Annotated in this window: 13 protein-coding genes; 8 read left to right on the top strand and 5 right to left on the bottom strand. The window is 52.7% G+C overall.

The window, feature by feature from the left end; all coding sequences use genetic code 11:
- The first annotated feature begins 393 nt into the window (after positions 1 to 393).
- The 3 genes from MIB40_RS18730 (at position 394) to MIB40_RS18720 (ending at position 2,530) form a co-directional block, all read left to right on the top strand.
- Positions 394 to 1,245, top strand: a complete 852-nt coding sequence (locus MIB40_RS18730; RefSeq protein ID WP_249697031.1) for a GNAT family N-acetyltransferase — start codon at positions 394 to 396, stop codon at positions 1,243 to 1,245.
- Positions 1,246 to 1,319: 74 nt separating this feature from the next.
- A complete protein-coding gene (locus MIB40_RS18725) occupies positions 1,320 to 1,991 on the top strand; it encodes a glycine-rich domain-containing protein (RefSeq protein WP_249697030.1) in 672 nt (223 codons plus the stop codon).
- 104 nt (positions 1,992 to 2,095) lie between these two features.
- On the top strand, positions 2,096 to 2,530 hold the full coding sequence (locus tag MIB40_RS18720; protein ID WP_249697029.1) for an acyl-CoA thioesterase: 435 nt from the start codon (positions 2,096 to 2,098) through the stop codon (positions 2,528 to 2,530).
- A 148-nt stretch (positions 2,531 to 2,678) separates the two neighbouring features.
- Here MIB40_RS18720 and MIB40_RS18715 read toward each other — a convergent pair whose 3' ends face one another.
- Positions 2,679 to 4,217, bottom strand: coding sequence for an EAL domain-containing protein (locus MIB40_RS18715; RefSeq protein ID WP_249697028.1), 1,539 nt, complete (start codon positions 4,215 to 4,217; stop codon positions 2,679 to 2,681).
- 215 nt (positions 4,218 to 4,432) lie between these two features.
- Between MIB40_RS18715 and MIB40_RS18710 the strand changes: the two genes are divergently transcribed.
- From MIB40_RS18710 to MIB40_RS18700, 3 genes are all read left to right on the top strand, one after another.
- The gene (locus MIB40_RS18710) at positions 4,433 to 5,215 is read left to right on the top strand and encodes an alcohol dehydrogenase catalytic domain-containing protein (RefSeq protein ID WP_249697027.1); all 783 of its coding nucleotides are present in this window, start codon (positions 4,433 to 4,435) and stop codon (positions 5,213 to 5,215) included.
- Positions 5,212 to 5,481, top strand: a complete 270-nt coding sequence (locus MIB40_RS18705; protein WP_249697026.1) for a zinc-binding dehydrogenase — start codon at positions 5,212 to 5,214, stop codon at positions 5,479 to 5,481. The genes MIB40_RS18710 and MIB40_RS18705 overlap by 4 nt, the downstream gene beginning before the upstream one ends.
- 110 nt (positions 5,482 to 5,591) lie before the next feature.
- The gene (locus MIB40_RS18700) at positions 5,592 to 6,395 is read left to right on the top strand and encodes an amidohydrolase family protein (RefSeq protein WP_249697025.1); all 804 of its coding nucleotides are present in this window, start codon (positions 5,592 to 5,594) and stop codon (positions 6,393 to 6,395) included.
- A gap of 142 nt (positions 6,396 to 6,537) precedes the next feature.
- Here the strand turns inward: MIB40_RS18700 and MIB40_RS18695 are convergent, their stop codons facing one another.
- The 3 genes from MIB40_RS18695 to MIB40_RS18685 form a co-directional block, all read right to left on the bottom strand.
- Positions 6,538 to 6,930, bottom strand: coding sequence for an MAPEG family protein (locus tag MIB40_RS18695; protein ID WP_249697024.1), 393 nt, complete (start codon positions 6,928 to 6,930; stop codon positions 6,538 to 6,540).
- A gap of 58 nt (positions 6,931 to 6,988) precedes the next feature.
- Positions 6,989 to 8,422, bottom strand: coding sequence for a membrane-bound lytic murein transglycosylase MltF (mltF, locus tag MIB40_RS18690; protein WP_249697023.1), 1,434 nt, complete (start codon positions 8,420 to 8,422; stop codon positions 6,989 to 6,991).
- 87 nt (positions 8,423 to 8,509) lie between these two features.
- On the bottom strand, positions 8,510 to 9,286 hold the full coding sequence (locus MIB40_RS18685; RefSeq protein ID WP_249697022.1) for an SDR family NAD(P)-dependent oxidoreductase: 777 nt from the start codon (positions 9,284 to 9,286) through the stop codon (positions 8,510 to 8,512).
- A gap of 340 nt (positions 9,287 to 9,626) precedes the next feature.
- On the opposite strand from MIB40_RS18685, the gene MIB40_RS18680 reads away from it, so the two are divergent.
- Both MIB40_RS18680 and MIB40_RS18675 read left to right on the top strand, forming a co-directional pair.
- Positions 9,627 to 10,289 carry a nitroreductase gene (locus MIB40_RS18680; protein ID WP_249697021.1) on the top strand — a complete coding sequence of 221 codons (663 nt, stop codon included), beginning with the start codon at positions 9,627 to 9,629 and terminating at the stop codon, positions 10,287 to 10,289.
- 53 nt (positions 10,290 to 10,342) lie between these two features.
- Positions 10,343 to 11,899 (top strand): acyl-CoA synthetase, encoded by a 1,557-nt coding sequence (locus tag MIB40_RS18675; protein ID WP_249697020.1) that lies wholly within the window; start codon positions 10,343 to 10,345, stop codon positions 11,897 to 11,899.
- A gap of 81 nt (positions 11,900 to 11,980) precedes the next feature.
- On the opposite strand, the gene MIB40_RS18670 is transcribed toward MIB40_RS18675, so the two are convergent.
- Positions 11,981 to 12,460: a nuclear transport factor 2 family protein gene (locus MIB40_RS18670; RefSeq protein WP_249697019.1), complete on the bottom strand. Its 480-nt coding sequence runs from the start codon at positions 12,458 to 12,460 to the stop codon at positions 11,981 to 11,983.
- Positions 12,461 to 12,568 lie beyond the last annotated feature (108 nt).

Here is a 12,568-nt window from a genome sequence, read left to right as displayed (position 1 = left end):
CGAGAAAAACCATTTTAGGACTGCCCTACGGGGCTTTCAGGCGACCCCAGACTCTTTGTTACGCCTTTTTGAAAGGTCTAGACCTTACTGCAAAGGCGTGCCGCGATTCTGGATTCGCCTGAAAGCCAGAGTTCATCTGAATTAATCAGAGGTGCCCTAAGTGCAGTCAACTCAGCCAAAATGAGAATAGCCTACAAGAGGAGGTAAGATTAAAGATGAAATGGATTGTTAGCGTTGTCATATAAGCGTCATTTAGCGCACAAATTTAATGGCCCATGTCAGGCGATGAACCATCAACCATCAATTTAGTTGCCTATGCCGCCTGACCGACCCGCTCTATACTGATCACCATTGCGAGAGTTCCATTAAGGGTCACTTTTTCAGGATGAAAATATGATGAGCACAGACCTCACGATCAAGACGATGAACCGAGCCGAAGTGGATATAGCCGTTGAATGGGCCGCAGATGAAGGTTGGAACCCCGGACTCCATGACGCCGATTGCTATTACGCCACCGATCCCAAAGGGTTTCTTATCGGCTATCTGGGCCAGGAAGCCATCGCCACGATCTCGGTCATTAACTACAGTGAGTCCTTTGGCTTTCTCGGTTTCTACATTGTTAAACCAGAATACCGGGGCCAAGGCTACGGCATGGCAATATGGAATGCGGGCATCCAGTCTCTGGAGGGTCATAATATCGCTCTGGATGGCGTGGTAACACAGCAGGAAAATTACAAAAAATCGGGTTTCAAATTCGCTTACAGCAATATCCGCTATCAAGGCAATGGCGGTGGCCAGGTACCCGGGAAAGCGAATCTGGTTGAATTATCTGAGCTGGCCTTTGCCACTATTGCGGCCTACGAGCAACCCTTCTTCCCGGCCAATCGCTCCCATTTTTTACGACGCTGGATTGAGCAACCTGACAGCCGCGCCCTGGGCATCATAAAAGATGGAGAACTCGCGGGTTATGGCGTGATTCGCGCTTGCCGCAGCGGATGCAAGATCGGACCACTGGTGGCAGACGACCCTCAAATCGCCGAAAACCTGTTCCTGGCGCTGAAGGCCACCGTTGCACCTTCAGATTTTATCTACCTCGACATTCCAGCCGTTAATCAGGCAGCGATCGATATTGCCAAGCGATACAATATGCAAGCAAGCTTTGAAACTGCCAGAATGTACACCGGCAACACACCAAATATACCCCTGCACAAGGTATTTGGTGTAACTTCCTTTGAAATTGGTTAACAGTTTTAGCTATATAATAAGATCCGTGCTCTTTTACCTTTTCTGAAACCCACTCACATTACTATGGACGGTTTATGACCCTGAATGGAATTCTGTTTCTCCTTTTGCTTTGTTTTGTCGTCTTTTTGATTCTGAAACTTAGGAAGCGTTCACAACAGTCCTTTATCGCCAACTACCGATTCAACTCGGCCATTAGCAAAAAAGTTCAGGAACGTTATCCTCATCTGGACAATACCCAAACTGCATTGGTGATGGATGGGTTGAGGGAGTATTTTGAGCTATGCCACCGAGCAAAAAAAAGGATGGTTGCCATGCCCTCGCAGGTCGTCGATGTCGCCTGGCATGAATTTATTCTGTTTACTCGCCCCTATCAGTCGTTTTGTAAAAAAGGGATCGGCCGTTTCCTGCACCATACACCGGCTGAGGCCATGCACTCACCAACCCAGGCACAAGATGGCATCAAACGGGCCTGGCGATTATCTTGCGCCAAACATTGCATTAACCCAAAACACCCCAATCGCCTACCTTTACTGTTTGCCATTGACGAGCAACTGGGGATCGAAGACGGCTTTATTTACAGCTTGAATTGCGATGGAAAACAGGGCTCGGGGTACTGCGCAGGCCATATAGGTTGTGGGGGTGGCTGCGGCGGTAGCTCAGGTAGTAACTCTGGTTCAGGGGGCTTTTTTGATGGCTTTGGCGGTGATTCCAGCGGCTGCGGCAGTTGCGGTGGTGGTGGCGATTGATGGATTCTACGATATTCCCAATACAGGCCAATGCGACCACTCCAACAACCATCGCATTCTCTTAACCCAACCCCTAAACGCTGACCAGGTCGGCTCAGCTCTACTTGGAGTACTCGAATATCAACGCTTCCGATCCCATTACGATCAAACGCACCGTACTGTTTGGTGACTGCGATCCTGAAGGCATTGTTTACACGCCACGTTTTTCCTATTTTGCCCTCGAAGCCACTCACGAGGCACTACAACGACTACTCGGCAAGCCATCCATTCGGGCACTGAAGAAAGCGGGAATACTGACTCCGGTGCGAGCCTTTGACCTGGAGTTTCTGGCTCCAGTCACCTGGGATGACGAGCTCAACATCCAGGTACAGGTTGCAGATATTGGCCAACACTCCTTCGGGTTCAGAGTAAAGGGCTACTTGCCTTCTAATGACCTGGCATTTACTGCAGCCATTACCTACGTCACCCTATCGGCCGAGGATAAAAAAGTGATTCAGGTACCCGAGTCTTTATCAGCCCTTTTGAATCCGATTCGTTGATTGATAGGATGTACTTTGGCATTGAATTGGGGGCCGTAGTCATCCTGCTGACACCGGTGGTGGCAAACATCATCGGCCCGCCATAACAACCGCTTAGTTATGTGAATCAAAGTTACAAATTAATAGGGACAACTCTGATCAACAGCCCTTAACGACAAAGTTCGGCCAGGGCTTCAGCGGCCATGGGTTTGCCAAATAGCCACCCCTGACCAAACTCTACCCCCCAGTCGCGTAACACCTCATATTGCTCATTATTCTCGATACCTTCTGCCACTAGTCTCAGATCGGCCTTACGGGCTATCTCGATAATATTGGGAATAAGCGAGGCTCGAATCGCGCCCTCTTCCAACTCCACCACAAAGCTACGGTCAATTTTCAGTAACTGACAATGAATTTTTTGAATTTGTTGCAGGTTGGAATAGCCTTTGCCAAAGTCATCGATGGCGATGGTGTATCCTCGCTCATGCAATGCCGCCAAATGCTGGCGAGCCAATTCTTCGTCGAGAAACTGGTCTTCGATAATTTCAAAGGTTAACGCAAACCGACTATTCCGAGCACTTTGTATGCTTGCTACCCCAGCAATGGCTCCGCTGGATACGTCACTTGGGTACAGATTGAAGCTCACTCTGAAGGCGTCCGGTAAGGCCGCCTGTAGCGACAACTCATTCAAGGCTCGATCTAACATATAAGCACTGAATGGCCAGGTTTGATCGAGCTCCTGAATCAGAGGAATAAACTGATCGGGATAAATCGGGCCGTATTCGTCCTCGAATCGGGCCAACACTTCACAGCCTATGACCTGTTTGGATTCCATTGTAACGATCGGTTGAAACTGAGGGTAGAAACATTGCTCGGACAACCCTCGAAGAATTCGAGACTTGAGAGAGCGACGCCTCAAGAGAACCTTACAACGCTGACGATATCCGATCCAGGCGACAAAACAACCCGCAAAAAAAATCAGTCCCAGATTGCTCGCGGCATCTGCTAACCAACTATCCATATGTCGCATCGTCGCCAGGCATACCGGAAAACTGTCGCTACAAAGTTCCACCTGCAGGCCCGATGCCCAGCGCCAATCCAGTACCGATGTTATCTCACCGGTATAGAGCGCAGTTTCCCCGGTAACTGGCTTAACCCCTTCACTGGATAAAAACACCATCTGATATTGCCGACCTTCCGGCACAAAGGCTCGAGCAAAATCGTTGCTATACACCAGATCATAGCGCTCGTTACCAATACTGTAACCGGAAAAGTTGGGACCATAATTACTCTGCCCCTGCTCTTTTCGTACGATCAATCCACGGCTCGAGGTAAAATAACTTTCAGGCTGACCCGCCGAAGATTGCACGGGGCCAAAAATCACCGAACACATGGGCTGACCCGACTTGCGGGCAATGATGTCACGAATATAGGATTGACCGAACAATATTTCACGCATGGCCAACAGGTGCACCGACGAACAGTTTTCCAGGTCGAGGCGATCCAACTTGTCCAGATTCAGGTAGCCGTCAAAGATAACCGTTTCCACCTGGGCCAGAAAATCTTCGATATCTTCAACTTCTTCATCAAAGGCATTCAACACATAGACCACAAAACCTGCCAGGCAGAAAAGACAGGCTGCCAACAAAGCCACGAACGTTGCCTGTCGGCGATCGGCAAAAGTGAGTTCTTTATCGGGACTGGCCACCTTATCTATGGGTTCCTTATTAACCGGTTACGTTATAGGGCAAATATCATAATGCCCGTAGAAGTGTAGCCGAATCTGCTTCTTGAGGTTACTGGACTTTATCGACCACCAGCACTCCAGCGACGCTTATGAAATGATGACGGCCATTTGGTAATCGAGGTCGGTAAGACTACAATCCAGACTCTCTCTACCTTCTCCTTTTCCACAGGAAGCCCATGGTCGATTCTATACCTACAGTGATGAGCGCGGTTGTGCTAACCGGGCATGGCGATTTCGATCAGCTCGACTATCAAACCCATGTCCCGGTTCCTGTCCCGGGCAACGATGAGGTGCTGATTAAAGTCAGTGCCGCCGGGGTCAATAACACCGATATCAACACTCGCATTGGCTGGTACTCAAAGTCCAATAACAGCAGCGAAGATGCCGGCTGGTCAGGTCAGGCACTGCCGTTGCCGCTGATACAAGGAGCGGATGTCTGCGGTGAGATCGTTGCGGTTGGAGCCCAGGTTAACAAGAACAGACTGGGGCAACGGGTCATCGTCGAACCCTGTTTCCGCGATACCGATACCCAGCCGAGCCAAATGCGTTATTTGGGTTCCGAATGCAACGGTGGTTTTGCCCAATACACCTGCGTTCCCGCCCAACACGCTTACAACGTCTCCTGTGACCTGACCGACATCGAACTGGCATCCTTCCCCTGCTCCTACTCCACGGCCGAAAATATGCTGACGAAAGCTCGTGTTGGCACTGAGGACAAGGTACTGATCACCGGAGCATCCGGTGGCGTGGGATCGGCCGCCGTGCAGCTGGCCAAAGCTCGGGGCGCAGAAGTTATTGCCATCACCAGTACCGGCAAATCTGACCAGTTGCTTGCTTTAGGTGCCAGACAAACGCTGTCACGCTCGGCCGATCTGGTGCAATCACTGGGCGCTAACTCGGTTGACGTTGTTATTGACCTGGTAGCGGCCCTCAATGGCCCAAGCTGCTCGATGTTTTGAAGCCCGGAGGTCGCTATGCGGTGGCTGGCGCTATCGGCGGACCGCTGGTCGAACTTGATGTACGTACCCTGTACCTGAAAGACCTCAGTTTTTTTGGCTGCACAACCCTGGAACCCGGTGTCTTCACCAATCTGGTCAAACGAATCGAACAGCGGCAGATCAGGCCGCTGGTAGCGGCCAGCTTTCCTCTACAGGAAATCGTTAAGGCACAAGAACTCTTTTTGCAAAAGCAGCACACCGGAAAAATAGTATTAGAGGTGAAATAGCCAATACGGTCAGTTCCCCAACTCGGCCAAGCCTTGTGTCCATTCTGGCCACTGTTTTTTATTCGCTCAAATGAAAGGCTTGTTTATATCGAACAATCAGGGAGGCTCCTATGAAGGTGATAGACGTTTGGGCACAACAACCGACACAGAGATTTATTGCTCAACCCTACTTTGACTCCTTAAAAAAATGGACCGGCAACGACTTTAACGAAGTCCCCTTGCAATGGTTGCTGCACACAATGGAAAAGGCCAATGTGTCCCGGGCGCTGCTCGCTGCATGGTATGGTCCCCAGGGTTCGCTCATCAGCAATGAAGAAGTGCTTGAAGTCATCAACCAACAACCGGATAAATTTTACGGGCTGGCATCCGCCGATATCCGAAATCCCGTCGAAAGCGTACGCACGCTTCGCAAATATGTTCGCGACCACGATTTCAAGGGGTTGCGCATCGTGCAGTGGGTGTGGGAATTACCCTGCACCCATGCGTTGTACTATCCACTGTTGACCGAATGTGTCGAGCTCGATATTCCTGTTTGCTTGCAAGTGGGCCACACCGGGCCATTACGCAGTTCAGAGTCTGGTCGGCCGGCGGACATAGAACGCATTGCCCTGGATTTTCCTGAGCTGAAAATCGTCTGCGGACATATTGGTTATCCCTGGACAACCGAGATGATCGCCGTTGCCACCAAGTTCCCCAACGTCTATATCGATACTTCCGCCTATGTACCCAAGCGATACCCGCAGGAGTTGGTGAGCTATATGAAAGCTCACGGCAAGAAGAAGGTTCTGTTCGGCACAAACTACCCTATGATCAGTGCTGATACCTGTATGGATCAGCTCGAACCCTTAGCGCTTGACGAAGAGGTACTGGCCTGTTTTTTATATAAAAATGCCGAAACGGTTTTCAAGCTCTAATCAGAATTTAAGGGCGACTAACAAAGTACTTTACAGGTTCAAACATTGAACGAAACGCTCTGACAATACCGATCAGGAGCAGTTTTTCATCATGATAAGCCGTTCGCTTAAGCATTCTTGAGCAAACGACTTGACCGGCGTGTTACAAGCCCCAGACCGGGCTCAACATCAGTGCCAGGCTGCAACCGAAACCGACCCCCCAAACTAACGAGCGCAGGGTTCCTTTGTTCATCAAGTAAAGTGCGTTGTACAGCAATCTGGCGACCACGAAGGTAATTGCCAGAGCATCGACCACATCCGGGCTAGCTCCCGCCTGCACCGCCACCAGCACACCTGCGGCAAACAGTGGAAAGGCCTCGATGCTGTTCTGATGCGCCGACAGGGCGCGAAAGCCCCAGCCTTCGAGTTGGCTTTGCTGGCGACGAGGTTCCAGATTGTCATAACGATTCAATTGGCTCATCGCAATAGCAACCGGCATTTTGCTCACAATGATCAACAACGCTGCCGCAAATAAACAATACAGTGCCACACTCATGATCTTCTCCGTTTAAGAATGTTTGATCTTTTTATTTTGGCATTTAATATGCCTATGACTAAAGGTACGAGGTGTCTGGTTTTGGAACCGAGTTCATGACTACTCCGGGCTCCCCCAGACGTACCAGCAGAATACTGTAGTAATGTCGCACCCGGTCCACATAGGCCACCGGCTCCCAACCTCTGGCATAACCGTAACGCAATTCCTTGTAATATTTTTTCTGTGCCAGCAAGGGCAAAACCTCACGGACTTCCAGCCAATTATCAGGATTTTTTCCCAGTTTCCGCGTCAGGGTACGGGCATCGTGAACGTGCCCCATACCCACATTGTAAGCCGCCATCGCAAACTGCAATCGTTGCCGGTTGTCCGTAACCGATTCGGGTATTCGGTCCATCATTTTTTTTAAGTAACGTGCGCCGCCTTCAATGCTTTGTCTGGCATCCAGTCGGTTCGTGACGCCCACCGACTGTGCGGTATTCTGAGTCAACATCATCATGCCCCTGACGCCCGTCGGGCTCTTTGCCTTGGGATTCCAGTGGGACTCCTGATAAGCCTGGGCCGCTAGCAGCTGCCAGGGAATGCCGTAACGCTCGGCAACCACTTCAAACATCTCCTGGTAACGAGGCAAGCGCTCTTCAATGCGCCGGTGATAGGCCCGCAAGTCGACATAATCGTAGTTCGGAATGTGGGCATAGTAATGGCTTTCGACTTCGCGCAGACGTCCCTGCTCGCGATAATCCACCAGCCATTGGGCAATGCTTTGTTTTAACTCCGTCGCCCCTTTGGGCAATAACCAGCGCAGCGATTGAGGTTCGGTCAGGGTGTCAACGACTCGCAGGTTTGGCAGGTAGCGCTGATTGAGATGCACGATGTTGGAGTCGGCAATCGTGCAATCAATCTCTCCCCGGGCCACTCGGTGCAACAGCACTTCGGTGCCGACTTCCGGGTCCGTTTGCCATTGCAATTCCGGCAGGTTGATGCGGGCGATCTGCTGCAGGCGCTCAACATAACTGCTATCTGCGATAACCACCAGATCCCGCTCGACCAGGTCCGCTAGTTGTCTCGGCTCCTCTTTGCCCCGGCGACACACCAGCTGCTGCTCAACCGAATAATAGACCGGGCCCTGCAGGAATCGATCTTGACGGGATTCGGTCTGCGTCAATCCAGCCGCGGCGATATCGGCCTCACCCTTTGCCAGCGCATCCAGGACATCGACGATGCTGTGTTTCACCACCAATTCCAGTTCCAGACCCAGGGAATCGGCGAAGTCCCTCACCAACTCGTATTCAAAACCTTCGGCACCAACGGCCCCTTCAAAATAGGTTGTAGGCGCGTTGCGGGTGACAACACGCAACACTTTGCGCTGCAGGATATCGGTGAAGCCGGTCTGGGTTGCATGGGCAGGCTGGGCCGAGCCTTGCTCACATCCGGACACCATCCCCAACAACAGCACGGCCACTAGCAGGCGCCATACGACTGAACTTCGAATCATGCCACTCCCCTTCACCGACACCGTGCCGTTGCCCCCTGACTGCGAAACAGCTTCTGACAGGACGCAACGGAGTTCACTGCAAAAATCTTAACGCGCTTGCATACGAATGCCGCCATCGAGACGAATGACCTCGCCGTTGAGGTAATCGTTCTCGGCAATCTGCACCACCAGCTGGGCGAATTCGTCCGGGTGCCCGAGGCGTTTGGGGTACTCGACACTGTTGCCCAGTGCCTGCACCACCTCTTCGGGCAGGCTGGCCGCCATGGGGGTCATAAAGAGTCCCGGGGCAATGGCATTCACCCGAATGCCGTGAGTGGCAAATTCGCGGGCAATGGGCAAGGTCATGCCCACCACTCCGGCTTTACTGGCGGCGTACGCGGGCTGGCCAATCTGACCATCGAAGGCCGCAACCGAGGCCACATTAACGATGACACCCCGGCCGTTGTCTTCATTGATGGGCGTATTGCGGGCCATGCGTGCGGCCACCAGGCGCAGCACGTTAAAGGTTCCTATCAGGTTGATATCGATGATCTGGCGATACTTGTCCAACGCCAGGGGTTCGCCTTCACGGTTGATCACCTTGGCTGGTGGGGCAATACCTGCACAGTTAACCAGCAGATGAATCTCTCCAAAACGTTTTACGGCCGCCTCAATACCGGCTTCCACCGAGCTTTCATCGGTCACATTGACCAATTCATAGCAGGCTTTGTCGGCACCCAGTTCATCACGGGTTTCCTGCGCCTGCTCTTCGTTCAGATCGAAAATAGCCACCCGGGCGCCACGCGCCACCAGGGCTCGACAGGTCGCCTGCCCCAGTCCTGATGCCCCACCGGTAACGACCGCCAGTTTTCCTTCAAGGTTCATTCATGTGCTCCAAATCATCTGTTTTTATTCTGTTGTCTGTCCGCGATGACCGGTTACCAATCACCGCTGGTGACCAAGATCAACGCTGACCCTAGCATACGCGTTAAAGACCTTGGCTGGCGAGTCGCACAACGTTGCTTTTTCACGTCACAATAAGCGGCTCGAGACCAACAGGCTTGCAGGCAGTGTCGCAAACCCCTTAGCCGGCCTCGATGGCATAAACTACCAGATCCGTTTGCTCTATCCGCCAAATATCGCCCCTTCGGGTGATACCCATTGAGGCGTTTAAAACGCTGTAATAGGGTAAATGCCCGACGACAGAAACACGGATTTTTTTACCATGCAATTGACCGATGCTATCCATACTCGCCGCACCGTGCGAGGTTTCACCGAGCAAACCATCGAACCGGCCCTGTTGCACGATATTTTCAGTGTTGCCCAGCGCTCGCCTTCCAACTGCAACACCCAACCCTGGCACGCCTACATCGTCAGTGGCGAACGCTGTAGACAACTGGCCACTGATCTCTATCAACACGTCAGCTCGGGCAAAGCACCCCAGCCCGATTTCGGTTTTATGGCCAGCTATGAGGGTATTTTCCGCGAACGTCAGGTCGATTGCGCTCGGGAGCTTTATCAGAATATGGGCATCGAGCGGGGAGACAAGATGGGGCGCATGACCGCCCTGCTGGAAAACTACCGTTTCTTTGGCGCACCCCACGTGGTGTTTCTGGGCATGCCCCGCACCTACAGTACCGTCAATGCGGTGGATGTTGGCATCTATGCCCAAACCCTGATGCTGTTGATGACCGAACAGGGCATCGCCAGTTGCCCCCAGGGCGCGCTAGCTTACTACCCGGATTTTGTTCGCGAAACCCTGGATATCAGCGACGACATCGGCATCTTATTGGGCATCTCATTCGGTTACGAAAACAGCGACGAGCCCGCCAACAACACCCGTATCGATCGCGCACCACTGGAGCAATGCGCTACTTTTATAAATTAGTCAGACAGATCACCCAACCTTAGGCCACCATAACAATAAAACAGGGAGCCACTATGCAACTGACCCAAAGCCTGCACCGTAATATATCCCAACGCCCGGACCAGATTGCGGTCATCGAGGGCGAATCCCATTACAGCTATCGAGAACTTGGCGAGCGCGTTGCTTCGGCCGCTGCGGCCCTGCGCCAATTGGGAGTACAGGATGGCGAACGGGTAGCGATTTTATCGCTCAACTCCTCGGTCTACCTTGAATATGTGATGGCGGTGCCCTGGGCCGGAGGCGCCCTGAATCCGGTCAACATTCGTTGGACCGCCAACGAAATTGCCTATTCGCTGGATGATTCCGATACCCGCATATTGCTGGTCGATGACACCTTTTTGCCTCTGATGGAAAAGGTACAGGCGCTTTCCACATCCTTGCAAACCTTAATCTACTGCGGCCAGCAAGAGACTCCGAGCGGTATGCTCAATTACCAGCAGCTGGTTCGCGACACCGCCCCCATGGATGACTGCGAGCGCTGCGGCGACCAATTGGGTGGCGTGTTTTATACCGGTGGCACTACCGGTTTTCCCAAAGGAGTGATGCTCAGCCACACCAATCTGGTGGGTTCCAGCATCGCCGTGGTCGCCGAAAATGTCATCACCGACGGGGCGCGTTACCTGCACGCTGCCCCTATGTTCCACATGGCGGACTTTGCCATGATGATGGCGGTTTATATGCGCGGCGGCGTCCATGTGGTGAACCCCGCGTTTGACCCAACTCTGGTGCTGGACAGCATCGCCAAAGAACAGATCAGCCATGTGCTGCTGGTACCCACCATGGTCCAGATGACCCTGGCCCACCCGGAGTTTGAGCGCTTTGACCTGTCCAGCCTCGACACCATTATTTACGGTGCTTCGCCCATGCCGCTCGATACCGTCAACACGGCGATGCAGAAAATCCCTCATGTTGGTTTTATTCAGGCCTACGGCATGACCGAACTGGCGCCGCTGGCGACGGTATCCGGCAAGGAGAACCACACCCAGGCCGGACTGGATAGCGGCCGCATTCGCTCGGCGGGGCGCGCCGGTGCACTGCAACAGGTAAAAATAGTCGACCCAACCGGGCAGGAGATGCCCAGAGGCGAAGTGGGTGAGGTAATCGTTAAAGGCCCCAATGTGATGCTCGGTTACTGGAACAAACCCGAGGCAACGGCCGAGGCCATTCGGGGTGGCTGGATGCACACCGGTGATGCGGCCTGGATGGACGACGGTGGTTACATTTACATCGCCGACCGCCTCAAGGATATGATTATCTCCGGCGGTGAAAACATCTACTCGGCCGAAGTCGAAAACATCCTGATGCAACATCCGGCCATCGCCAGCTGCGCGGTTATCGGCATCCCCAGTCAGGAATGGGGAGAAGCCGTGCACGCGGTTCTGGTTAGCGCCACCGGGGAAGAACTGGATCTTGAGACCTTGCAACAACACTGCCGGGAAAAGATCGCCGGTTACAAGATTCCCCGGTCCCTGGAGTGGAAAGAGGCCCTGCCTCTATCGGGCGCCGGAAAAATTCTGAAGACCGAATTGCGCAAGCCCTGGTGGCAAGATCAGGATCAGGGCGTCAGCTGATTACGCCCCCGGTTTTGGTGCTTCAGATGTTGTTGATGCGCCGAAACCGGGCACTGCCTTGTGCTGTCAGTCAAACCCGAACTACAGGCCCAATTCACTCAACCCCGGGTGATCATCCGGACGTCGTCCCTGTGGCCAATGGAATTTTCGTTCGCTCTCCTCGATCGGCAGATCGTTAATGCTGGCAAAACGTTTGCGCATTAAACCCTGGTTATCAAACTCCCAATTTTCGTTACCGTAGGAACGAAACCAATGGCCCTCGGCGTCGTGCCATTCGTAAGCAAAACGCACAGCAATACGATTGGCCTCAAAGGCCCACAGCTCCTTGATCAGCCGATACTCCCGTTCACGCTGCCATTTATCGGTCAGAAACTGCTCGATCTGTTCCCTTCCGACCGGAAAGGCCGACCGGTTACGCCACTGACTATCGACCGTATAGGCCTTAGCGACGCGCGCGGGATCACGACTGTTCCAACCGTCTTCGGCCAGACGCACTTTTTCCATAGCACTGGCCTGGGTAAAAGGCGGCAAAGGTGGGCGTGTTTCATGTTTATCCATCATAACTTCTCCTTTAATCTAGGGCACCTCTGATTAATTCGGATAGATCTCTGCGGATCCTAAAATGGTTTTTATCAAGGCGAAGCTCGCCGTTCATGTCGAGACCTGAAC

The sequence above is a fragment of the Aestuariirhabdus haliotis genome (genome assembly GCF_023509475.1).
Classification (GTDB): Bacteria; Pseudomonadota; Gammaproteobacteria; order Pseudomonadales; family Aestuariirhabdaceae; genus Aestuariirhabdus; species Aestuariirhabdus haliotis.
This window is presented reverse-complemented; position numbering and strand designations above follow the sequence as displayed.

What these genes read in the sequence shown, in the direction of transcription:
- MIB40_RS18675 (WP_249697020.1), top strand. Translation starts at nt 10,343, where the DNA reads ATGCAACTGACCCAAAGCCTGCACCGTAATATATCCCAACGCCCGGAC.
- MIB40_RS18695 (WP_249697024.1), bottom strand. Translation starts at nt 6,930, where the DNA reads ATGAGTGTGGCACTGTATTGTTTATTTGCGGCAGCGTTGTTGATCATT.
- MIB40_RS18685 (WP_249697022.1), bottom strand. Translation starts at nt 9,286, where the DNA reads ATGAACCTTGAAGGAAAACTGGCGGTCGTTACCGGTGGGGCATCAGGA.
- MIB40_RS18680 (WP_249697021.1), top strand. Translation starts at nt 9,627, where the DNA reads ATGCAATTGACCGATGCTATCCATACTCGCCGCACCGTGCGAGGTTTC.
- MIB40_RS18710 (WP_249697027.1), top strand. Translation starts at nt 4,433, where the DNA reads ATGGTCGATTCTATACCTACAGTGATGAGCGCGGTTGTGCTAACCGGG.
- MIB40_RS18730 (WP_249697031.1), top strand. Translation starts at nt 394, where the DNA reads ATGATGAGCACAGACCTCACGATCAAGACGATGAACCGAGCCGAAGTG.
- MIB40_RS18670 (WP_249697019.1), bottom strand. Translation starts at nt 12,460, where the DNA reads ATGATGGATAAACATGAAACACGCCCACCTTTGCCGCCTTTTACCCAG.
- MIB40_RS18725 (WP_249697030.1), top strand. Translation starts at nt 1,320, where the DNA reads ATGACCCTGAATGGAATTCTGTTTCTCCTTTTGCTTTGTTTTGTCGTC.
- MIB40_RS18700 (WP_249697025.1), top strand. Translation starts at nt 5,592, where the DNA reads ATGAAGGTGATAGACGTTTGGGCACAACAACCGACACAGAGATTTATT.
- mltF (WP_249697023.1), bottom strand. Translation starts at nt 8,422, where the DNA reads ATGATTCGAAGTTCAGTCGTATGGCGCCTGCTAGTGGCCGTGCTGTTG.